The organism is Streptomyces phaeochromogenes (assembly GCF_001418655.1).
GTDB lineage: Bacteria > Actinomycetota > Actinomycetes > Streptomycetales > Streptomycetaceae > Streptomyces > Streptomyces phaeochromogenes.
The window spans coordinates 1-21,909 of record NZ_LIQZ01000144.1 but is presented as its reverse complement, the minus strand read 5'-3'; the positions used below and the strand labels follow the sequence as shown (position 1 = coordinate 21,909).

At 69.4% G+C, this 21,909-nt stretch carries 21 protein-coding genes and 3 tRNA genes; 13 read left to right on the top strand and 11 right to left on the bottom strand.

Annotated features, from left to right (window positions below):
- The first annotated feature begins 151 nt into the window (after positions 1–151).
- Positions 152–1,708 (top strand): N,N-dimethylformamidase beta subunit family domain-containing protein, encoded by a 1,557-nt coding sequence (locus tag AOK17_RS19800; protein ID WP_055613842.1) that lies wholly within the window; start codon positions 152–154, stop codon positions 1,706–1,708.
- Positions 1,709–1,856: 148 nt separating this feature from the next.
- Positions 1,857–2,756, top strand: a complete 900-nt coding sequence (locus tag AOK17_RS19795; protein WP_055613841.1) for a phosphoribosylaminoimidazolesuccinocarboxamide synthase — start codon at positions 1,857–1,859, stop codon at positions 2,754–2,756.
- A gap of 59 nt (positions 2,757–2,815) precedes the next feature.
- On the opposite strand, the gene AOK17_RS19790 is transcribed toward AOK17_RS19795, so the two are convergent.
- From AOK17_RS19790 to AOK17_RS19755, 8 genes are all read right to left on the bottom strand, one after another.
- Positions 2,816–2,891, bottom strand: a tRNA-Gly gene (locus tag AOK17_RS19790).
- A 23-nt stretch (positions 2,892–2,914) separates the two neighbouring features.
- Positions 2,915–3,535 (bottom strand): response regulator transcription factor, encoded by a 621-nt coding sequence (locus tag AOK17_RS19785; protein WP_055613840.1) that lies wholly within the window; start codon positions 3,533–3,535, stop codon positions 2,915–2,917.
- On the bottom strand, positions 3,532–4,851 hold the full coding sequence (locus AOK17_RS19780; protein WP_079053149.1) for a sensor histidine kinase: 1,320 nt from the start codon (positions 4,849–4,851) through the stop codon (positions 3,532–3,534). Before AOK17_RS19780 ends, AOK17_RS19785 begins: the two co-directional genes overlap by 4 nt.
- Positions 4,852–4,874: 23 nt before the next feature.
- A complete protein-coding gene (locus AOK17_RS19775) occupies positions 4,875–5,681 on the bottom strand; it encodes an ABC transporter permease (RefSeq protein WP_055613839.1) in 807 nt (268 codons plus the stop codon).
- The gene (locus AOK17_RS19770) at positions 5,678–6,640 is read right to left on the bottom strand and encodes an ABC transporter ATP-binding protein (RefSeq protein WP_055613838.1); all 963 of its coding nucleotides are present in this window, start codon (positions 6,638–6,640) and stop codon (positions 5,678–5,680) included. The genes AOK17_RS19775 and AOK17_RS19770 overlap by 4 nt, the downstream gene beginning before the upstream one ends.
- A 145-nt stretch (positions 6,641–6,785) precedes the next feature.
- Positions 6,786–6,861, bottom strand: a tRNA-Gly gene (locus AOK17_RS19765).
- 81 nt (positions 6,862–6,942) lie between these two features.
- A tRNA-Gly gene (locus AOK17_RS19760) sits at positions 6,943–7,014 on the bottom strand.
- Positions 7,015–7,247: 233 nt separating this feature from the next.
- Positions 7,248–7,565 (bottom strand): histone-like nucleoid-structuring protein Lsr2, encoded by a 318-nt coding sequence (locus AOK17_RS19755; protein ID WP_055613837.1) that lies wholly within the window; start codon positions 7,563–7,565, stop codon positions 7,248–7,250.
- Positions 7,566–7,935: 370 nt separating this feature from the next.
- Between AOK17_RS19755 and purS the strand changes: the two genes are divergently transcribed.
- From purS to purM, 9 genes are all read left to right on the top strand, one after another.
- Positions 7,936–8,199, top strand: a complete 264-nt coding sequence (gene purS / locus AOK17_RS19750; protein WP_055613836.1) for a phosphoribosylformylglycinamidine synthase subunit PurS — start codon at positions 7,936–7,938, stop codon at positions 8,197–8,199.
- Positions 8,196–8,876 carry a phosphoribosylformylglycinamidine synthase subunit PurQ gene (purQ, locus tag AOK17_RS19745; protein ID WP_055613835.1) on the top strand — a complete coding sequence of 227 codons (681 nt, stop codon included), beginning with the start codon at positions 8,196–8,198 and terminating at the stop codon, positions 8,874–8,876. Before purS ends, purQ begins: the two co-directional genes overlap by 4 nt.
- Positions 8,873–11,131, top strand: coding sequence for a phosphoribosylformylglycinamidine synthase subunit PurL (gene purL, locus AOK17_RS19740; protein ID WP_055613834.1), 2,259 nt, complete (start codon positions 8,873–8,875; stop codon positions 11,129–11,131). Before purQ ends, purL begins: the two co-directional genes overlap by 4 nt.
- A gap of 194 nt (positions 11,132–11,325) precedes the next feature.
- Positions 11,326–11,820, top strand: coding sequence for an ArsR/SmtB family transcription factor (locus AOK17_RS19735; RefSeq protein ID WP_055613833.1), 495 nt, complete (start codon positions 11,326–11,328; stop codon positions 11,818–11,820).
- A 57-nt stretch (positions 11,821–11,877) separates the two neighbouring features.
- Complete coding sequence (locus AOK17_RS19730; RefSeq protein ID WP_055613832.1) at positions 11,878–12,777, top strand: M23 family metallopeptidase; 900 nt, start codon at positions 11,878–11,880, stop codon at positions 12,775–12,777.
- 17 nt (positions 12,778–12,794) lie between these two features.
- Positions 12,795–13,592 (top strand): maleylpyruvate isomerase family mycothiol-dependent enzyme, encoded by a 798-nt coding sequence (locus AOK17_RS19725; protein ID WP_055613831.1) that lies wholly within the window; start codon positions 12,795–12,797, stop codon positions 13,590–13,592.
- 109 nt (positions 13,593–13,701) lie between these two features.
- Positions 13,702–14,562 carry an META domain-containing protein gene (locus AOK17_RS19720; RefSeq protein ID WP_055613830.1) on the top strand — a complete coding sequence of 287 codons (861 nt, stop codon included), beginning with the start codon at positions 13,702–13,704 and terminating at the stop codon, positions 14,560–14,562.
- Between the two features lie 62 nt (positions 14,563–14,624).
- On the top strand, positions 14,625–16,151 hold the full coding sequence (purF, locus tag AOK17_RS19715) for an amidophosphoribosyltransferase (protein ID WP_055613829.1): 1,527 nt from the start codon (positions 14,625–14,627) through the stop codon (positions 16,149–16,151).
- Positions 16,152–16,214: 63 nt separating this feature from the next.
- Positions 16,215–17,279 (top strand): phosphoribosylformylglycinamidine cyclo-ligase, encoded by a 1,065-nt coding sequence (gene purM / locus AOK17_RS19710; protein ID WP_055613828.1) that lies wholly within the window; start codon positions 16,215–16,217, stop codon positions 17,277–17,279.
- Positions 17,280–17,446: 167 nt separating this feature from the next.
- Here the strand turns inward: purM and AOK17_RS19705 are convergent, their stop codons facing one another.
- Together AOK17_RS19705 and AOK17_RS19700 are read right to left on the bottom strand one after the other, a co-directional pair.
- Positions 17,447–17,698 (bottom strand): DUF3073 domain-containing protein, encoded by a 252-nt coding sequence (locus tag AOK17_RS19705; RefSeq protein ID WP_055613827.1) that lies wholly within the window; start codon positions 17,696–17,698, stop codon positions 17,447–17,449.
- 302 nt (positions 17,699–18,000) lie between these two features.
- The gene (locus AOK17_RS19700; protein ID WP_055613826.1) at positions 18,001–19,098 is read right to left on the bottom strand and encodes a Leu/Phe/Val dehydrogenase; all 1,098 of its coding nucleotides are present in this window, start codon (positions 19,096–19,098) and stop codon (positions 18,001–18,003) included.
- A gap of 233 nt (positions 19,099–19,331) precedes the next feature.
- Between AOK17_RS19700 and AOK17_RS19695 the strand changes: the two genes are divergently transcribed.
- Both AOK17_RS19695 and bldC read left to right on the top strand, forming a co-directional pair.
- On the top strand, positions 19,332–20,207 hold the full coding sequence (locus tag AOK17_RS19695; protein WP_055613825.1) for a DUF8083 family protein: 876 nt from the start codon (positions 19,332–19,334) through the stop codon (positions 20,205–20,207).
- Positions 20,208–20,830: 623 nt separating this feature from the next.
- Positions 20,831–21,037 carry a developmental transcriptional regulator BldC gene (gene bldC, locus AOK17_RS19690; protein ID WP_027749187.1) on the top strand — a complete coding sequence of 69 codons (207 nt, stop codon included), beginning with the start codon at positions 20,831–20,833 and terminating at the stop codon, positions 21,035–21,037.
- 541 nt (positions 21,038–21,578) lie between these two features.
- Here bldC and AOK17_RS19685 read toward each other — a convergent pair.
- Positions 21,579–21,770: a DUF6274 family protein gene (locus tag AOK17_RS19685; protein WP_055613824.1), complete on the bottom strand. Its 192-nt coding sequence runs from the start codon at positions 21,768–21,770 to the stop codon at positions 21,579–21,581.
- Positions 21,771–21,909: the final 139 nt, after the last annotated feature.

Sequence of the window (21,909 nt, the reverse complement as noted above, 5' to 3'; positions counted from 1 at the left end):
CCCCCCGCCCAACCGCCGGAGTCAATTCGCAACGAACGGTGACCGCGTGCGTGCGTAATGTGATGTGCTGGGACCGCTCATAGGCAAGGCAAAGGCAAGGGCCTGCAAAGGCCGACAGGGGCTGACGGGGGCACGAGGGAGGGAACGCGGTATGGGGTCGGAGCAGATTCGCCGGTGGGAGTCGGGAGCGCTGGCGCATGCCGTCACGGACCCCTTCGGACAGGGCCCCGTCCCCTGGCTGCGCGGCAGTGAGAACTACTTCGACGACACGGGCCACGTCGTCCCCTGGTACGTGGACCAGGCCCCACCCCCCGGCACGGCATCACCCCGCGACGGCGACGGTGACGGGAACCGCGACCGCAGCCGCAACCACCACGGAACCACCGGCCCACGCGTCCCCACCCCCCGCCAGACCGCCGGAGGCCCCCGCACGGCGGACGACGTCCACCGGCAGATCAAAGGCTTCGCCTCCACCGGCGCGGCAGCCCCCGGCGAGGCCATCGACTTCCACATCACGGTCGACCCGCCGCAGCAGTTCAGCGTGGACATCTACCGCATCGGCCACTACGGCGGCGACGGCGCCAGCAAGATCACCACCAGCCCCCGCCTCCCCGGCATCGTCCAGCCGCCCCCGCTCACCGCGGACCGCACGGTCTCCTGCCACCACTGGTGGCTCTCCTGGCGGCTGCAGATCCCGACGTACTGGAGCGTCGGCGCGTACGTGGCCGTGCTGACCACCGACGACGGCTACCGCTCCCACATCCCGTTCACGGTCCGCGACAACCACCCCGCCGACCTGCTGCTCCTCCTCCCGGACATCACCTGGCAGGCGTACAACCTCTATCCGGAGGACGGCCGCACGGGCGCGAGCCTCTACCACGCGTGGGACGAGCACGGCCGGCTGCTCGGCGAGGCCGAAGCCGCCACGACGGTGTCGTTCGACCGCCCGTACGCGGGCGCGGGCCTCCCCCTCCACGTCGGCCACGCCTACGACTTCATCCGCTGGGCCGAGCGCTACGGCTACGACCTCGCCTACGCCGACGCCCGCGACCTGCACGCCGGCCGCGTCGACCCCACCCGCTACCGGGGCCTGGTCTTCCCGGGCCACGACGAGTACTGGTCGACGACCATGCGCCGCACCGTGGAGGTGGCCCGCGAGCACGGCACGTCCCTCGTCTTCCTCTCCGCCAACACCATGTACTGGCAGGCGGAGCTGGGCCCGTCCCCGTCCGGCGTCCCCGACCGCCTGCTGACCTGCCTGAAACGCCGCGGCCCGGGCAAACCCGCACTGTGGCGTGAGGTCGACCGCCCCGAGCAGGAGCTCCTGGGCGTCCAGTACGCGGGCCGGGTCCCCGAGGCGCACCCCCTGGTCGTCCGCAACGCCGACCACTGGCTGTGGGAGGCGACCGGCGCCCACGAGGGCGACGAGTTGGAGGGCATGGTCGCGGGCGAGGCCGACCGCTACTTCCCGCGCATCACGCTCCCCGAGCACCAGGGCCGCATCCTCCTCTCCCACTCCCCGTACCGGGACACCGAGGGGGCCATCCGCCACCAGGAGACCTCCCTCTACCGTGCCCCCTCCGGCGCCCTCGTCTTCGCGGCCGGCACCTTCGCCTGGTCCCCGGCCCTGGACCGCCCGGGCCACATCGACACCCGAGTCCAGCGCGCCACGGCCAACCTCCTGGACCGCATCTGCAAACGCGACTGAGCCCGTTGACCCTGTCGACCCTGTGGAAAACCTTCAGAACTGAACCCGTGGAGAGCTCGCGGAAGCCCCTCACACCCGACCCCTGGCCGGCCCGGTTCTTCCCGTACGGGAGAATCGACCCAGTTGGCCAGAAAGACGGGGAGGAACCGTGTCCGGATTCGTAGAAAAGCCCGAGCCCGTCGAGGTGCCGGGTCTGGTGCATCTGCACACCGGCAAGGTGCGCGACCTGTACCAGAACGAGGCGGGCGACCTCGTGATGGTCGCCAGCGACCGCATCTCCGCGTTCGACTGGGTGCTGCCCACGGAGATCCCCGACAAGGGCAGCGTCCTGACGCAGCTCTCGCTGTGGTGGTTCGACCAGATCGGCGACCTGATGCCGAACCACGTCATCGGCACCGAACTCCCGCCCGGCGCCCCGGCCGACTGGGCGGGCCGCACCCTGGTCTGCAAGTCGCTGCGGATGGCCCCGGTCGAGTGCGTGGCCCGCGGCTACCTCACCGGCTCGGGTCTCGTCGAGTACAACCAGACCCGTACCGTCTGCGGTCTCGCCCTCCCCGAGGGCCTGAGCGACGGCTCGGAGCTGCCCGCCCCGATCTTCACCCCGGCCACCAAGGCCGCCGTCGGCGAACACGACGAGAACGTCTCGTACGAGGAGGTCGCCCGCCAGGTCGGCGCGGAGACCGCGGCCCAGCTGCGCCAGGCGACGCTCGCCGTCTACGGCCGCGGCCGGGACATCGCGCGCGAGCGCGGGATCCTCCTCGCGGACACGAAGTTCGAGTTCGGCTTCGACGGCGAGACGCTCGTCGTCGCCGACGAGGTGCTCACCCCGGACTCCTCCCGCTTCTGGCCCGCGGACCAGTGGGAGCCGGGCCGCGCGCAGCCCTCGTTCGACAAGCAGTTCGTCCGCGACTGGCTGACCTCCGCCGAGTCCGGGTGGGACCGCAAGAGCGAGCGCCCGCCGCCCGCTCTGCCCCAGCAGGTCGTGGACGCCACCCGCGCCAAGTACGTGGAGGCGTACGAGCGCCTCACGGGCACGGCCTGGAGCTGAGCGCAGAGACGAGAAAGGCCCCGGTCGCGATGACCGGGGCCTTTCCCTTTCCTGCTTACTGGAGCGGACGACCAGGTTCGAACTGGCGACCTCAACCTTGGCAAGGTTGCGCTCTACCAACTGAGCTACGTCCGCGTTGCGCCGTGGCGCGAGAGCAACTATACCCAACCTCGCTCCCGCGCGAGACGCACCGCCGAGTGCCGGTTCTCCACCCCGAGCTTGGAGACGGCCGACGACAGATAGTTCCGTACGGTCCCCTGCGACAGCGCGGCCCGCTCCGCGATCTCCACGACGGGCGCCCCGTCGGCGGCCAGTTCCAGCACCTCCGCCTCGCGCGCGGTCAGCGGCGAGTCCCCGGAGGAGATCGCGTCGGCGGCCAACTCCGGGTCGACGTAACGGTTTCCGGCATGGATGGTACGGATGATCTCCGCGAGCCGCTGCGCGCTGACGGTCTTCGGGACGAACCCGCGCACACCCACCGCAAGCGCCCGCTTCAGATGCCCCGGCCGCCCGTGACTGGTCACGATCAGCACCCGGCACGCGGGCAGTTCGGACCGCAGCGATGTGGCCACCCTCACACCGTCCGCCCCGGGCATCTGGAGATCCAGTACCGCCACGTCGGGTTCGTGGGCCCTGGCCATCGCGAGCGCCTCGGGCCCACTGGCCGCCTCCGCCACCACGAGCAGGTCCTCCTCAAGCCCGAGCAGCGCGGCGAGCGCCCCCCGGATGAGGTGCTCGTCGTCGGCGAGCAGCAGCCGGATGGGGCGTACGGGCGTCATGGGGCGACCTCTTCGTTCACAGTGCGCGGGGCGGGAGACGAGGAAGAGGACGGCGGTGGTGGTGAGGTGGACGGCGGCCCTGACGCGGACGACGAGGAGGTGGGCGCCGCCGGCAGCGGAACCTCGGCCACCACCCGGAACAGGTCACCGTCGACCGGCCCCGCCTCCAGCGTCCCGTCCACCGCCGACAGCCGCTCCCGCAGCCCGGCGAGGCCGGACCCCTTGCTGCTGGGCGTACTCGGCACGCTGTCCCTCTCCACCCCGTCGTTCTCCACGGTCAGGACCACGCGGGCCCCCTTCACCCGCAGTGACACCCAGCAGTGCCCCGCGTCCCCGTGCCGCAGCACGTTCGTGGTCGCCTCCCGTACGACCCAGCCGAGCGCCGACTGGACCGCCGTGGGCAGCTCCGACGCGGACCCGGTCACCGTGCACTCGACTCCGGCCGCGGTCAGCACGCCCTGCGCGCCCAGGAGTTCGACGCCGAGGTCGACCTCGCGGTAGCCGCGTACGACCTCGCGGACCTCTTTCTGCGACTCGCGGGCGATCCGCTGCACCTCGATCATCTGCTCCACGGCCTCGGGCCGTTCGCGCCGGGCGAGCTGGACGGCCAGCTCGCTCTTCAGGGCGATCACCGCGAGGTTGCGGCCCATCACGTCGTGCAGGTCCCGCCCGAAGCGCAGCCGCTCCTCGGCGACGGCGAGGCGGGTACGGGTCTCGCGGGCCGCGTCGAGTTCGAGCACGGCTTTCAGCAGCCACACCGAGAAGAGGGAGGCGAGGCAGATGAACCCGCCGATCAGCAGTACCCCGGCCATCGTGGCCAGTGCCCTGTAGGCGGGCATCCCGACCAGGAACGCCGCGGCCCCGGTACCCGCGGTGAAGCCGCCCAGAAGTGCCAGGACGTGCCGTCGGGACAGCCCGAGCGCCATGAGGCCGAGCCCGTAGGGCACCACCACGATGAAGAGCACACCCATGGTGCTGTCGATCCCGTCGCCACCCGGCCCGTGCTCGGTGAGTGCGAGTGCCCCGATCCCGAGCAGCGCGGTGAGGACACCGAGCGCCGTGATCAGCCGCACGGGCTGCTCACGGCGGCCGCACGTCCAGTCGAGCGCCCGTGACGAGGTCACCGACCCCAGCAGGGCGTGCAAGCACAGCGGCAGGAACACCCAGAGGGTGAGTGGCATCCCCACCTCTCCGAAGACCGGCAGCCCGACCACGCTCACCTCGACCAGCGCGAAGCTGTAGAAGGACCACCGGGTGTACGTCTCGACCTTCGCCGTCGTCGTCTTCCCGTGCCACCAGGCCCCCGGCCCGCGCATACCCGCTCCCGCCTCGTCGCCGTTCAGTGCCGTGGCTCCCACCGGAACCACCGCTGTACAGCAAACACCGAGAGTACGAGCCAGGCCACTGCGGTGGCGATGGCGCCCAGGGCCTCGTACCCGCCGAGGTCTCCGGTCCAGCCACCGCGTATGAGCGTGATCACCGGGGAGAGCGGCAGCAGTTCGCAGATGGTGGCGAGCCGATCGGGCATGAGCTCGAACGGTATGAAGGTGCCGGAACCCATCATCGACACGAGCAGCAACGGCATCGCCGCGACCTGGGCGCCCTCCAGGCTCCTGCTGAAGCTCGCGACGACGGCCGCGATGGCGGGCCACATGACGAGTCCCAACAGCAGGCCGAGGATGGCGAGGTGCGGTGCCTGGGGCGCTCCCACGTCCAGGAGTGCCGCGCACGCGATCGTCAGGACCACGCACTGCACGAGCCCGATCAGGACCGACGGCAGCGCGGCTCCGGCCAGGATCTCCACGTCCCGCAGCTCCCCGGTGCGCAGCCGCTTGAGCACCAGCTCCTCACGCCGGGCGGCGTAGACGCTCACCAGCGCGCTGTAGACGGCGAAGAGCAGGGAGAAGCCGACGGCGGAGGGCAGGATGACCGAGCCGACCGACAGTCCCGCCTCCTCGAGGTCCATGTCCTCGACCGTCGTGCGAAGGCTGAACGGCATGATCAGCGGCACGAACAGGGCCGCGAAGAACGTGGCCTTGCTGCGTCCGAGCAGCGTCAGTTCGGCCCGTGCGAGAGCCGTCATCCGCCGTGCGGCGGTCGCGGTCGTACCGGTCGGTGCGGCCTTGGTCACAGTCTCCGCGCTCATGCCACCTGCTCCTTCTCCGCTGTCATCTCCGACGTCTGCGACGCCTCACGGGCTATCCGCAGGAACGCCTCCTCCAGCGACCCCGACCGGATGTCGAGCCCCCGCAGCTCGACCCCTGCCCGCTGTGCCCACACGAGGAGCTCGGTGGCGGCCCGCTGCAGTTCGAGCGTATGCAGCCGGAGCATCCGGCCCTCCAGCTCGTGGCCGGTGATCCCGAGCGAGGCGAGCGGCGGCAGATCGCCGGGGAAGTAGCCGACGGGCAGCTCGAAGGAGATCCGGGACGGCTGGGAGGCGGTCACCTCGGCCGGGGTACCGGTGACGGCGATGCGCCCGGCGTGCAGGATCGCGAGCCGGTCGGCGAGCCCTTCCGCCTCCTCCAGGTAGTGCGTGGTCAGCACCACGGTGGTGCCGTTCTCGCGCAGTTCGCGCACCAACTCCCAGGTCTCCTGGCGCCCTTCGGCGTCGAGCCCCGTCGTCGGCTCGTCCAGGAACAGCACCTCGGGCCGCCCGAGGATCGCGCACGCCAGGTCCAGCCGCCGCTTCTCGCCCCCGGACAGCTGCTTCACGCGTACGTCGGCCCGCCGCGACAGACCGACCAGCGCCAGCGCCTCGCGCTCGGGCCGGGCCCCGCTCGTGCAGCCCGCCCACATCCGTACGGTCTCCCCGACCGTCAGCTCGGACGAGAAGCCGCCCTCCTGGAGCATGACGCCGATGTGCGGGCGCACCTTGGCGCGTTCGGTGTACGGATCGTGGCCGAGGACGCGCACCTGGCCGCCGGACGGCGGTGCGAGCCCTTCGAGCAGTTCGACGGTGGAGGTCTTGCCGGCGCCGTTGGTCCCGAGGAGCGCGAACAGCTCCCCGCGGCCGACGGAGAAGGACACCCCCCGGACCGCCTCGAACTCTCCCCCGTACACACGTCGTAGATCCGTGACCTCGATCACGTGCTCTTTCGTGTTCATGAGACCAGCCTCCCCGCCGCGGACGGCCGGGAGCAGTGCGCGCTGTCACCGCTGCACATGACAAATGTCAGACGGCCTCGGTCACGGGGAACACAAGCAGGCGCACGAGAAAGGCCCCGATCGTGATGACCGGGGCCTTACTTGCTGGAGCGGACGACCAGGTTCGAACTGGCGACCTCAACCTTGGCAAGGTTGCGCTCTACCAACTGAGCTACGTCCGCATTTGCCTCCGACCGGCTCTCACCGATCGGCGCAGGCACCAGCCTACCTGATCGAAAACGCTGACCAGACCGGCAGTGCAGAGCGGGTGACAGGAATTGCACACTGCGCCTTCCCCCTGGAAGGGGGATGTTCTACTACTGAACTACACCCGCGTGACTCCGGGACCGGGCCTTTCGGCCTTGCCCCTCGGCGTGCTCCAGACTCTAGCTGATCAGCAGGGGTACTACGCAAGTCGGCTGCTCCCAGGGCCGGATGACGGCCGGGGGCCGGGCCCCGTAAGGGGCGCGGGACTGTATCGACGTGCGGCTCCGCCGCGTGGGCGCGACCAGCCCCAGCGAACCCGCACCCACCCACCAACATGCGGAAGCCACGCCTCCCCCGGAGGTCACTGCGCAGCGCTGAACGCCTCATAGACCCGCTTGGGGATCCGCCCCCGAGCCGGCACCTCCATCTTGTGCGACTGGGCCCACGCCCGAACCGCCGCCGGATCGGGCGCGACGGCCGTCTGCCGGTACGCCTTGCCGGACCGGGACCGCTTGCGCCCGGCCTCCAGGTACGGCTCCAACGCCTTACGCAGTTTCTTGGCATTGGCTTGATTCAGGTCGATCTCGTACGACTTGCCGTCCAGACCGAACGCGATCGTTTCCGCCGCTTCCGAGCCGTCGATGTCGTCGAAGAGAGTGACTACGACACGCTGCGCCACGAATATCGGTCCCTTCGTGCGGCACCTCTCCAGCGACACGTGATGACGTGCGGAGATGCCGACTGTCCGGCTGTTTTTATGGGCGATTGGGCAAAGTATCGGCTATTGCCAATTCCTTTGTACAGTGCCCGGCAATCCAATGTGAAGCTCGACTAAATCTCTTGGCGTGTCTCAAGGCAATAGGAGACCGGGTCCTGATCCGGATCTTTCCCAGGATTTTTCGTGAAGGTAGCCCCTTCATCCCCGGTCGATAGCGTCTCGATGCGGAATCGTGATGGCCATCACGTAGATTCCTACGAATCTACCCGCGTAGAAATTTTGTACGGGTAGTCTGAACGAACCTGCTCAGCACCACACACCGGGAGTGCCAGTGGCACGCGTCGTAGTCGACGTCATGCTCAAGCCGGAGATCCTCGACCCCCAGGGCCAGGCGGTGCAGCGTGCACTGCCGCGTCTCGGTTTCGAAGGCATCGCCGACGTACGTCAGGGAAAGCGATTCGAACTGGAAGTGGACGGACCGGTGGACGAAGCCGCCCTCGCCCGCATCCATGAACTTGCGGAATCCTTCCTCGCCAACACCGTGATCGAGGACTTCACCGTCAAGGTCGAGGAAGTCGCGGAGGCAGGAAAGTGACCGCTCGTATTGGCGTCGTCACTTTCCCGGGAAGCCTCGACGACCGGGACACCCAGCGCGCGATCAAGCTCGCCGGTGCCGAACCCGTCGCTCTCTGGCACAAGGACAAGGACCTCAAGCAGGTCGACGCCGTGGTGCTGCCCGGCGGTTTCTCGTACGGCGACTATCTGCGCGCAGGAGCGATCTCGCGCTTCTCGCCGGTGATGGAGACCGTGATTGAGCAGGCGAAGTCGGGAATGCCGGTACTCGGCATCTGCAACGGCTTCCAGATCCTCACCGAGGCCCATCTCCTCCCGGGCGGGATGCTCGGCAACGACCACCTGCACTTCATCTGCCGTGACCAGAAGTTGCGGGTGGAGAACGCGGAGACGTCCTGGACCGCCGACTACGAGTCCGGCCAGGAGATCCACATCCCGCTGAAGAACATGGACGGGCGGTACGTCGCCGACGAGCACACGCTCGACATGCTGGAGGCGGAGGGCCGAGTCGCCTTCCGGTACGTGGACTTCAACCCCAACGGCTCGCTTCGGGACATCGCCGGCATCACGAACGAGGCCGGCAACGTCGTGGGCCTCATGCCGCACCCCGAGCACGCTGTCGAGCCCCTCATCGGGTCCGGCCGCACCGACGGCCTCCCCTTCTTCACCTCGATCCTCAAGAAGCTGGTCAACGCATGAGCCGGACGCCTCTGGACACGGTCGAGCACGCGGCCGAGACCCCCGACGTCGAGCTGCCCTGGGCCGAACTCGGCCTGAAGAAGGACGAGTACGAGCGGGTCGTCGAGATCCTCGGCCGCCGGCCCACCGGTGCCGAACTCGCCATGTACTCCGTCATGTGGTCCGAGCACTGCTCGTACAAGTCCTCCAAGGTGCACCTGCGCCAGTTCGGCGAGAAGGCCCCGCAGTCGGACGCCCTGCTCGTCGGCATCGGTGAGAACGCGGGCGTCGTCGACGTCGGCCAGGGCTACGCGGTCACCTTCAAGGTCGAGTCGCACAACCACCCGTCGTACGTCGAGCCCTACCAGGGCGCGGCCACCGGCGTCGGCGGCATCGTGCGCGACATCATCGCGATGGGCGCTCGCCCGGTCGCCGTCGTGGACCCCCTCCGTTTCGGTGCGGCGGACCACCCGGACACCAAGCGCGTACTCCCCGGTGTCGTCGCCGGCATCGGCGGCTACGGCAACTGCCTGGGCCTGCCGAACATCGGCGGCGAGGTCGTCTTCGACGCCTGCTACCAGGGCAACCCGCTGGTCAACGCCGGTGCCATCGGCGTCATGCGGCACGAGGACATCCACCTCGCGAAGGCGTCCGGTTCGGGCAACAAGGTCATCCTGTACGGGGCCCGCACGGGCGGTGACGGCATCGGTGGCGCGTCGATCCTCGCCTCCGAGACCTTCGACGACGCCAAGCCGTCGAAGCGTCCCGCCGTCCAGGTCGGCGACCCCTTCCAGGAGAAGCTCCTCATCGAGTGCACCCTGGAGGCCTTCGCCGAGAAGCTGGTCGTCGGCATCCAGGACCTCGGCGCGGCCGGACTGTCCTGCGCCACCAGCGAGTTGGCGTCCAACGGCTCCGGCGGCATGCGGGTCACCCTGGACGACGTACCGCTGCGCGACTCCACGCTCTCGCCCGAGGAAATCCTCATGAGCGAGTCGCAGGAGCGCATGTGCGCGGTCGTCGAGCCGGAGAAGGTCGACCGGTTCCTGGAGATCTGCGACAAGTGGGACGTCATCGCCACGGTGATCGGTGAGGTCACCGACGGCGACCGCCTGGAGATCTACTGGCACGGCGGCAAGATCGTCGACGTCGACCCGCGCACGGTCGCGCACGACGGCCCGGTCTACGAGCGCCCGTACGCCCGCCCGGAGTGGCAGGACGCCCTCCAGGCGGACGACGCCAACAAGCTCGCCAGGCCCGCCACTTCGGAGGAGCTGAAGGACCAGGTCCTCCAGCTGGTCTCCTCCCCGAACCAGGCCTCCAAGTCCTGGATCACCTCCCAGTACGACCATTTCGTGCAGGGCAACACCGTGCTGGCGCAGCCCGAGGACTCGGGCATGATCCGCATCGACGAGGAGTCCGGCCTCGGCGTCGCCATCGCCACGGACGGCAACGGCCGCTACACCAAGCTGGACCCGTACCACGGCGCCCAGTTGGCCCTGGCAGAGGCGTACCGGAACGTGGCGACGACCGGTGCCAAGCCGCTCGCCGTCTCCGACTGCCTGAACTTCGGTTCGCCCGAGGACCCGGCCGTCATGTGGCAGTTCGCGGAGGCCATCCGTGGACTGGCCGACGGCTGCCTGCAGTTGGGCACCCCGGTGACCGGCGGCAACGTCTCGCTCTACAACCAGACGGGCGAGGTGGCTATCCACCCGACGCCGGTCGTGGCCGTGCTCGGTGTCATCGACGATGTGGCCCGCCGCACGCCGGTCGCCTTCAAGGAGGAGGGGCAGCTGCTCTACCTCCTCGGCGACACCCGCGAGGAGTTCGGCGGTTCGGCCTGGTCGCAGGTCGTCCACGACCACCTCGGCGGTCTGCCCCCGCAGGTCGACCTGGAGCGTGAGCGGCTGCTCGCGGAGATCCTGATCTCCGCCTCCCGCGACGGCATGATCGACGCCGCGCACGACCTGTCCGACGGCGGTCTGATCCAGGCCGTGGTCGAGTCGGCGCTGCTCGGCGGCAAGGGCGCGCGTCTCGTCGTACCGGACGGGCTCGACGCGTTCACGTTCCTCTTCTCCGAGTCCGCGGGCCGCGCGATCGTCGCGATCCCGCGCTCCGAGGAGCTCCGCTTCAACGACATGTGCGGGGCGCGCGGTCTGCCCGTCACCCGCATCGGTGTCGTGGACGGCGACGAGGTCGAGGTCCAGGGCGAGTTCACCCTCCCCCTGACCGAACTGCGCACGGCCCACGAGGGAACGATCCCGGCGCTGCTCGCGTAGACGCTCCGCTGGGGGCGGGGGATTCGGCTGCGGGTCCGTCGTGGCTGGTCGCGCAGTTCCCCGCGCCCCTGTCGGGCGCTGTCGTTGACGTATGCCGAAGGCCTCGTCCGGATTCCGGGCGGGGCCTTCGGCATGCCCGCGGGCCAGCACTCCCCTCCCTTGACCGTTCCTACGTAATTACGTAATCTCGCATCATGGATCTGGAGCAGCGCGTCGCGGAGCTGGAGCGGCGTCTCGACGCCCTGGAGAGCAGTGAGCCCGCCGCGCGTGCGGGCGACGGCGACTTCTGGGCCCTCGAAGGCCTCAAGGCGCAGCTGGCCGATGTCGAGGGCGGCGGTGTGCTGTTCACGGGTTCGGTGCGGCTGCCGACCGAGGAGCGGTACGAGTGGCAGTACGGCATGGCCACCGACCAGCTGCTCGACGCCGACTGGAGCGAGATGGCCGAGGTGTTCGCCGCGCTCGGGCACCCCATGCGGCTGCGGCTGCTGCGCGAGATCGTCGGCGGCCGGCGCACGGCCACCGAGCTGGCCGGGCTCGACGACGTGGGGACGAGCGGCCAGATCTACCACCACCTGCGGCAGTTGACCGCCGCGGGCTGGCTGAGACAGGCGGGGCGTGGCCGCTACGAGATCCCGGGCAGCCGTGCCGTCCCGCTTCTCGTCGCGCTGACCACGGCTCAACCGGTCTGACGCCTCGACGACTTCCGGCTCCGGCCCACTGTCCGGCTCCGGTCCACTGGGGGAACCATGTCCATCCGCAAGACCGCGATGATTCTGTTCCGCATACTTCAACTGGCCTTCCTGGCCATGGTCCTGGCCGAACTCCTCGTCCCCGGCTACCCGATCGCCTGGGCGTGGGCGTTCCTGCCGCTGCTGCTGTCCCTCGTCATCGGGCTGACCGTGAGCCGCAGTGGGCCCGGGCAAGAGGCCGCGGGCCGCCCGCCCGTCGAGGTGGACCCGCCGGTCAGGGGCCGTTGGTCCGCGATGAACAGCCCGGCCACGAAGGTGCCGAGCCACGGCACGCACGGGTACGGGCAGACGTACGCGATCGACATCGTGGCCGAGCCGGCCGCATCCGAGAACAGCCGTCCCGCGTTCGCCAAGCTCTGGCCGGTCGTCCGCCGCAGCCGTGCCTTTCCCGCGTACGACGAGCCGCTGTTCGCCGTGGCCGACGCCACGGTCGTGCACGCGAGCGACTGGATGCGCGACCACCTCAGCCGCAACTCCCTGCCCGCGCTCGCCTACTTGATGCTGATCGAAGGCGCGGTCCGGGAGATCAGCGGGGCGCGCTGGATCGTCGGCAACCACGTCGTCCTCGACCTGGGCGACGGGGTGTACGCGATGTACGCCCACGTGAGGCGGGGCTCGCTCAAGATCAGGCCGGGCGACCGTGTACGCGCGGGCCAGCAGATCGCCCGCTGCGGCAACTCCGGCAACTCCACCGAACCGCATGTCCACTTCCAGCTGATGGACGGCCCGGACCTGGACGCGGCCCGCGGGATCCCCTTCACCTGGAGCGGAATCGGAGTCCCGGCCAACAAGGAGACGTTCACAGCAGCGCCCCAAAGGGGCGCGGGGAACGGCGCGCCCAGCCACGACCGACCCGCACACGAAGTACCCCCTCCCGGCGGAGCCCATGGCGCATAACGCATAGGCTCGCCGCCATGCCACCGGCCAAGAAGCGCACCCGTACCTACGACCCGGCGAAGACCCGCGCGGCGGTCCTCGCCCAGTTCGGGAACGTACGGGAGGCGGTGCGCGGTCTGACCCCCGAGCAGCTGGCCGGGCCGACGAGGCTCGGCGACTGGACCGTACGGGAGCTGGCCGCGCACGTCACGATGGCCGCGGAGACCGTCAGCCGGAACCTGGAGAGGGACGAACCGGCGAAGGCGGAACTGACCCTGCTGGAGTGGCCGTTCGCGACCGGCGCCAGGGCGGACGACATCGCCGAGGGCACCCGCGAGCTGGCTCGGGCGAACCCGGACCTCGACGCGCTCTATGCCCACACGGAGCAGCGCCTCGCCGAGCACCTGGCGGCGGCCCCCGGGGCTCGCCTGCTCGCCACCCGCACGGGCTCCATGACCCTCGCCGACTATCTCGTCACCCGCACGGTGGAGCTGGTCGTCCACACCGACGACCTCAACGCGGCCGTCCCGAGCCTCGACGTCCCGTACGACCGCCAGGCCCTCGCCGCCTGCACCCGCCTCCTCGCCGACGCGCTCGCCGCGAAGGCGCCCGGGGCCTCCACCGAGGTGCGCGTACCGCCGTACGCGGTCGTGCAGTGCGTGGAGGGCCCGCGCCACACCCGCGGCACCCCGCCGAACGTCGTCGAGACCGATCCGCTGACGTGGATCCGGCTCGCGACCGGGCGCATGGAGTGGAAGGCGGCCCTCGACGAAGCGAAGGCCAGCGCGAGCGGGGAACGCGCAGACCTGGGCGGACTGCTTCCCCTTATGCGCTGAACCGGGCGCCGACCCCGGCGCCGGCCCGACACCTGGGTCACGGGCCGGGTGTTGCGCGGCCGTTATCCGGTGAGGGAACCAAGCACCCCACCCGCCCCGTCAAAGCGGCATGCACACGCAGCGTCTCAACCTCAGCGCCCTCAGCCCGCGGGTCGGCCTCAGCGCCCTGGCCGTCACCGGACTCCTCGCCACCGCCGCCTGCGGAACGGAGAGCGGCAGCGACGATTCCGGTTCCGGTTCCGTCGGTACCCGCCAGGCCACGGAGATCACCGGCAAGCAGTGGAACGTCGAGAGTGTGACGGCCGACGGCAAGACGCGGGACGCCCCGGCCGGCGCCCACATCGAGTTCGGCAAGGACGGCAAGGTGGGCGGCAACTACGGCTGCAACTCCTTCGGGGCCACCGCGAAGATCAAGGGTGACACCATCACGATCGGCGACGACGCCATCAAGACCAAGAAGGCCTGCACGGCCGAGGGGGCGATGGACTTCGAGTCCCAGCTCGGCGGCGCGATCTCCGGCAGCACCGCCAAGGTCGTGGTCAACGACGACAAGCTGACGCTCACCACCGAAGACGGGTACACCGTGAACCTCACCGCCGACAAGCCGGCCGAGCTCTACGGCACCAAGTGGGACGTCACGGCGATGACGAAGGGTGCGGCGAAGGGCGAATCGGGCGTGGCCCTGGCCTCCGAGGCCGAGGGCAAGGTCCACCTCACCTTCGACAAGGACGGCACCGTCCGCGGTCAGCTCGGCTGCAACAAGGTGACCGCGAAGGCGACGGTCGGCGACGGCACTATCACTCTGGGCGCGCCGGGCACCACCCGGAAGATGTGCTCCGCCTCACTCATGGACACCGAGAAGACCCTCCTGAAGCTCTTCGGCGGCACCGTGAAATACCAGCTGAAGGGCAGCACGCTCACGCTGACCAGCGAAAACGGCCCGGGCGTCGAAGCGGTCGCCGCCAAGTGATCCATTAGGGCCCCTGGATCCCCAATTCGGACCAGTGGTCGATCTCGCCTACACTCGGTGGCGTGCCACGTGGTGACGGTCGACTCAGTCATGATCTGCTCCCCGGCGAGAAAGGACCCCAGGACGCTTGCGGCGTCTTCGGAGTCTGGGCTCCCGGTGAAGAGGTCGCCAAGCTCACTTACTTCGGGCTCTACGCCCTCCAGCATCGAGGCCAGGAATCCGCGGGAATCGCGGTCAGCAACGGCTCCCAGATCCTTGTCTTCAAGGACATGGGGCTCGTGTCCCAGGTCTTCGACGAGGCCTCCCTCGGTTCGCTCCTAGGTCATATCGCGGTCGGTCACGCCCGCTACTCGACCACCGGCGCGTCCACCTGGGAGAACGCCCAGCCCACCTTCCGTGCCACCGCGCACGGTTCCATCGCGCTCGGCCACAACGGCAACCTGGTCAACACGGCCGAGCTCGCCGAGATGGTCGCCGACCTGCCCAAGCAGGAGGGCCGCACCCCGCGTGTGGCGGCGACCAACGACACGGACCTGCTCACGGCCCTGCTGGCCGCCCAGGTCGACGAAGACGGCAAGCCGCTGACCATCGAAGAGGCCTCCGGCAAGGTCCTCCCGCAGGTCAAGGGCGCCTTCTCGCTCGTCTTCATGGACGAGCACACGCTGTACGCGGCCCGTGACCCGCAGGGCATCCGCCCGCTGGTCCTCGGCCGTCTGGAGCGCGGCTGGGTCGTCGCCTCCGAGTCCGCCGCCCTCGACATCTGCGGCGCCGCCTATGTCCGTGAGATCGAGCCGGGCGAGTTCGTCGCCATCGACGAGAACGGCCTGCGGACCTCCCGATTCGCGGAAGCGAAGCCCAAGGGCTGTGTCTTCGAGTACGTGTATCTGGCCCGTCCGGACACGGACATCGCCGGCCGGAACGTGTATCTCTCCCGTGTCGAGATGGGCCGCCGCCTCGCCAAGGAAGCCCCCGCGGAGGCCGATCTGGTCATAGCGACTCCGGAGTCGGGCACGCCCGCCGCGATCGGTTACGCGGAGGCGTCCGGCATCCCGTTCGGTGCCGGTCTGGTGAAGAACGCGTACGTGGGACGTACCTTCATCCAGCCTTCACAGACCATCCGCCAGCTGGGCATCCGGCTGAAGCTGAATCCGCTCAAGGAAGTCATCAAGGGCAAGCGCCTGGTCGTCGTGGACGACTCGATCGTGCGCGGCAACACACAGCGCGCGCTGGTCCGGATGCTCCGCGAGGCGGGCGCGGCGGAGGTCCACATCCGGATCTCCTCGCCGCCCGTGAAGTGGCCCTGCTTCTTCGGCATAGATTTCGCCACCCGCGCCGAGCTGATCGCCAACGGCATGACGATCGAGGAGATCGGCACCTCGCTGGGCGCCGACTCCCTCTCGTACATCTCCATCGACGGCATGATCGAAGCCACGACCATCGACAAGCCGAACCTCTGCCGTGCCTGCTTCGACGGCGAGTACCCGATGGCGCTCCCGGACCCCGAACTGCTCGGCAAGCAGCTCTTGGAGACCGAGCTGGCGGCCGGGCCCGCCGCCACGGCCGCGGCCGACGCGATCCGTCGCCCGTAGGCAGCCCGTAGACAGCCCGTAATACCTGCTCACCTGCAGTACGACACGAAAGTTCTCACCGTCATGTCTGAGACAACTGGTGCCAGCTACGCAGCTGCGGGCGTCGACATCGAAGCGGGCGACCGCGCCGTCGAACTCATGAAGGAGTGGGTGAAGAAGACGCAGCGCCCCGAGGTCCTCGGCGGCCTCGGCGGCTTCGCCGGCCTCTTCGACGCCTCCGCCCTGAAGCGGTACGAGCGCCCGCTGCTCGCCTCCGCCACGGACGGCGTCGGCACGAAGGTCGACCTTGCCCGGCAGCTCGGCGTGTACGACACCATCGGCCACGACCTGGTCGCGATGGTCATGGACGACATCGTGGTGTGCGGCGCCGAGCCGCTCTTCATGACCGACTACATCTGCGTCGGCAAGGTCCACCCGGAGCGCGTGGCGGCCATCGTGAAGGGCATCGCCGAGGGCTGTGTCCTGGCGGGCTGCGCCCTGGTGGGCGGCGAGACGGCCGAGCACCCCGGCCTCCTCGGCCCGGACGACTTCGACGTCGCGGGCGCCGGTACGGGCGTTGTGGAGGCCGACCGGCTGCTCGGCGCGGATCGCATCCGTACGGGTGACGCGGTGATCGCCATGGCGGCCTCAGGCCTTCACTCGAACGGGTACTCACTCGTCCGGCACGTCCTCTTCGACCGCGCGAAGCTGAAGCTCGACCAGCACGTCGCGGAGTTCGGCCGCACGCTCGGCGAGGAGCTCCTGGAGCCCACCAAGATCTACTCGCTGGACTGCCTGGCCCTGACCCGCACGACCGACGTGCACGCCTTCTCGCACATCACGGGCGGTGGCCTCGCGGCCAACCTGGCCCGGGTGATCCCGGACGGCCTCCACGCGATCGTGGACCGCGCCACCTGGACCCCGGCCCCCGTCTTCGACCTCGTGGGCACCACCGGCCAGGTGGACCGCCTGGAACTGGAGAAGACCCTCAACATGGGCGTCGGCATGATCGCGATCGTCCCCGAGGAGTCCACAGATGTGGCCCTCGCCACACTGGCCGACCGAGGCGTCGAAGCCTGGGTGGCAGGCGAGATCACCGACCGGGGCGACCACGAGACGGGCGCGGCGCTGGTCGGCGACTACGCGTGAAGCCGGGCCCGCTGAATCAAGCCCCTCCGGCGCTTGAGGAGCGGGGTTCGGGGCGGAGTCCCGTGACGGCAGCACGAAACCCGGTCCGGCGCTGATCGCCCCGGACCGGGTGAGGTGCGGCTGTTGCCCTACAGGAACCGCGGAATCTGCTCAGCGCGCTGCAAGCGTCAAGCGCCGCGGCGTTGAGACGTGGGACCGGACTCGTCGTCCTCGTCCTCGTCATCGTTGTAGAGATCCGCGTACTGGGCGTACGGGTCGTCTTCCTCGTCGTCGTCCTCGAACGGCTCGCCATTAGGCGGCTGTTGCGAAGTCGAAGCGCCCAGCTCATTGGCCAGACGCGAGAGGTCAGTCCCGCCGCTGCTGTACTTCAGCTGGCGGGCGACCTTCGTCTGCTTGGCCTTTGCCCGGCCGCGCCCCATGGCTCGACCCCCTCGGATACGGGGCTCGACGGCCCCAGAGTCTTGACACGCGTTCATGATCTGGAACGGGCTCTCCGTGGAGAGACCGGTCCGTAGGGCTTCCACGGTACCTGAGCCCACGCCCATACGGTACGTCGCCCGCAGGACGCGCCTGGACCCAGAACCCTCGGGGTGCCCTGTCCCCGCTGGTCAACCGCGATTTTAACCTCTTCTTGGCGAACGACCCGCCGACGAACGTGAGAGTTCTCTCCAACACCCGCCGACGGGTACCCGCCGGACGCCCCCGAGAGGCCCTTGGGGCCTCAGGGACGCCGTGCCTCCGCCATGCGGTGTTCGGCGATCCTGTCGGCCGCGGCGGCCGGCGGAATCCCGTCCTCCTTCGCACGTGCGAATATGGCCAGCGTGGTGTCGAAGATCTTCGCGGCCTTCGCCCTGCACCGCTCGAAGTCGAATCCGTGGAGCTCGTCGGCGACCTGGATGACACCGCCGGCGTTCACCACGTAGTCCGGCGCGTAGAGGATTCCGCGGTCGGCGAGGTCCTTCTCGACGCCGGCGTGCTCCAGCTGGTTGTTGGCCGCACCGCAGACGATCTTCGCGGTGAGCACCGGCACGGAGCCGTCGTTCAGGGCGCCGCCCAGCGCGCAGGGGGCGTAGATGTCCAGTCCCTCGACCCGGATCAGCGCGTCCGTGTCCGCGACGGCCGTCACGCCGGACGACGGGTGCCTGTCCAGAATTCGCCGTACGGACTCGGCCCTGACGTCCGTGATCACGACCTCGGCGCCGTCCTCCAGCAGATGCTCCACCAGGTGGTGCCCGACCTTGCCCACGCCCGCGATGCCGACCTTGCGCCCGCGCAGCGAGGGGTCGCCCCACAGGTGCTGGGCGGAGGCCCGCATGCCCTGGAAGACACCGAAGGCCGTCAGGACGGACGAGTCGCCCGCGCCGCCGTTCTCGGGGGAGCGCCCGGTCGTCCAGCGGCACTCGCGCGCCACGACGTCCATGTCGGCCACGTACGTACCGACGTCACACGCGGTGACGTACCGGCCGCCGAGCGAGGCGACGAAACGGCCGTACGCGAGGAGCAGCTCCTCGGTCTTGATCTGCTCGGGATCCCCGATGATCACGGCCTTGCCGCCGCCGTGGTCCAGCCCGGCCATGGCGTTCTTGTACGACATCCCGCGGGAGAGGTTCAGCGCGTCGGCGACGGCCTCCTCCTCGCTCGCGTACGGGTAGAAGCGCGTGCCGCCGAGGGCGGGGCCCAGGGCGGTCGAGTGGATGGCGATGACGGCCTTGAGGCCACTGGCCCGGTCCTGGCAGAGCACCACTTGCTCATGGCCGCCCTGATCCGAGTGGAACAGGGTGTGCAGTACATCAGCAGGGGCGCCGGTTACGTCGGTCACTGTGGTGACTCCCAGTTAAGAAGCGGCGGTTGGGACGGCCTCCGTACGGGTGGCGGAGGTCTGTGTGGCACGAGATTAGAGCCTGGACGCGACCGCCATCCGCGCAGTGGTCAGGATCACCCTCTCGCGGAGTACGGTCACGATGGGGCGTGGGACGATTTGCAGTGTTTTCCCGCACTCCTGTGAGCGGGTTTCGCGGGTTTTCCGTCGGGTCGGCGGGGGAGGGAGCAAGCGTGCCCAAGGTGTCCTCGCTGATCGTCCCGTACGCGTCCTATCTGCGCGTGTACGAACCGCTCGCGGCCTTCCCGGAACCGGAGCGCGGCCACTGGGCCCGCTACGCGCGCCGGCCGGACCGCCCCTCCTATCAGGACGAACTGCGCCGGTCGCTGGCCGACTTGCTGCCCACCCCGCCGATCCCGGTGCCGGTGCACGAGAGCGGTGACGCGTTCGTCGCGGACGTGGACGGCGTGCTGTGCGTGTGTCCCTGGCGGACCCGGCTGCGCGGCTGGCAGGCCCTGGGCGACCTGGCCGAGGAGCTGCCCGCACCGGTCCTGGAGGCGGTGCTCCCGGCGGTCGTACGCCATCAGGCGACCCAGGACTACGAGCGGTGGCTGAGCCGCAACCCCGACGCCCGGCCCTGGATCCGCACGTCGACCTGGCAGGTCCCGCTGAACTGGTTCGTGCTGGTGTCGGACGAGGAGCGCGAGTACGACAAGGGGACCGGCTCGACCGGCTCCGGGGACGGCCTCGGGGCGGCGGAGGGCCCGCCCGTCCTGCGCTACCGGACGCCCATGGTGCAGGCCCGGCGGCGGGTGGCGCGGGGCCTGCGGACGCTGCGGGATGCCCTCGACGAGGGGCCGCTCATCGACGGCCTGGTGGACGTGGGCCGCTGGCTGGAGGAGTTCCACCCGCGCTCGCTGGTGGAGCTCGACTACGGCGGCCTGGTGCACGTCCTGCCCGCCGGGGAGCTCGACGGCGACCATTCGGCGGCCGACGTCGCCGAGGGCATCGAGGCGCTGCGTACGGGCGACGGGGCGGGCGCCGGCGAGGCGTACGGCCGGCTCGTGGAGCGATGGCGCTCGGTACGGGACCGTCGCTCGGCGAACTGAGGCCGAGGACCGGAGGTTCGGATGGATCTCCGGGACCCCGAAGCCGGGACCCCTGAAGCCGGGACCCTGAACCGGAGAGTCCGCATACTGGAGGTCCGCATACCGGCGCCGGAGGTTCGCCCGCCGGGGCGGGAGTTGACCTGTGGGACTGATGGTCCCTGTGCGTCACGGGTGCTGACAGGACGTAAGTCCCTATCCGGGTCGTACGGGGTAAGCGTGACGGACGGCACTAACGCGGACCTTGCGCCTAACGCCCCTCCTCATGCCAAAATAGGACAAGGAGTCCGGGGAGGGCTCCTTCTGCCCATGTATGGGTGGAATCTCAGCATTGCACGCTATGGGGGGTCTGTTGACTCCTGATCGCCCTGTGACTGATCGTCACAGCGGCGTGACTGTCCGCTATGGCATGGTCCATTGGCTTCCGTCGCCGATGGACACCTGGGAGGGCAATTCCATCGGTTTGGCCGACGCGGTTGGACAGATGGTGTAGTTGTAGTGCCGAGGACAAGCCGTTCGTCCTATAACCGACTCGACCCGCATCCGCCATTTCGGGCAACGCGGGTCAAGGTGCAGAATTTAGAGGAATGAACCGAGAAGGTTCGGTTCTCCCGAGGAGGCCGCTCATGACCGCTCGCACCCCTGATGCCGAGCCGCTGCTGACCCCCGCTGAGGTTGCCACGATGTTCCGCGTGGACCCGAAGACGGTGACGCGGTGGGCGAAGGCCGGCAAGCTCACTTCGATCCGCACGCTCGGCGGCCATCGCCGTTACCGCGAGGCCGAGGTTCGTGCCCTGCTCGCGGGCATTCCGCAGCAGCGCAGCGAAGTCTGAACAACAACTCCATAGCAGGGCATTTCGGCAGGTCCCCTAACTTGTCGGACTGCCCGAACCCAAGCTCCAAGCGACGCGGATCCTGCCCCAACGGGGTCCACGCCCAAGCGAGAACCACAAGCAACAAGGGTGCGTCGTAGATCGCGCTGGACTCCGCCGGGTCCAGTGCGATCTTTTTTGTGTGCCGACGGTCCGCCGATGGTGCGTCGGCGGTGCGTCGGCGGTGTCCGGTCATGTGCTGGTCATGGCGTACGCACAGGCTGGGCGGCCGGTCTGTGAGCGGCCTTGTCGCAGTCTGGGGAGACCTGTCGGATCAGCTGTGCGAGGCCCCGGGGTGGGGTGCAATTGCACATATTAAATTGACCAGTTGTAGGTGGGGGGTAAGTTCCGCGGGTTTGAAAACTTATGCGGTGACACCCGTCACATGTCATGGTCCTTGATGTGGTTGGCGTTTCTGCGCTAGAGGGGGTCGTACGCATCTGGCGTCGCCCGAGGGGCAGTTGGGGCGAGGCCGGGGTGCGGGGCGCGTCGCGCGATCCGCTCACGCCGGGGAGGGTGCCTCGTCCTCGTAGGGGCTCTCGGGGCTCTCCTGGTCGTAGGGAGCGCTCTCGGAGGCCAGCCGGAGGAGTCTGTGGCAGATCGGGCAGTGCCTTGTCAGATGGCGGTAGCCGGAGGCGGCCGACAGGTGGGCGCGGAGGAGGGCTCGCGTCTCATGTCGAGCTGTCGCCGCCATGGTCACCTCCGGTGGGGTGTGCGGTGGGGTGTCTTCGGCCCTGTTTTTTAGGTACTGGCGGAATGTGACGGCGTCAAGCCCAGGTCGTGCGGGGTGCGCTGCGCGGGGCTGGTGGGGTTTGGGTGGCGGTCTGTTGCCG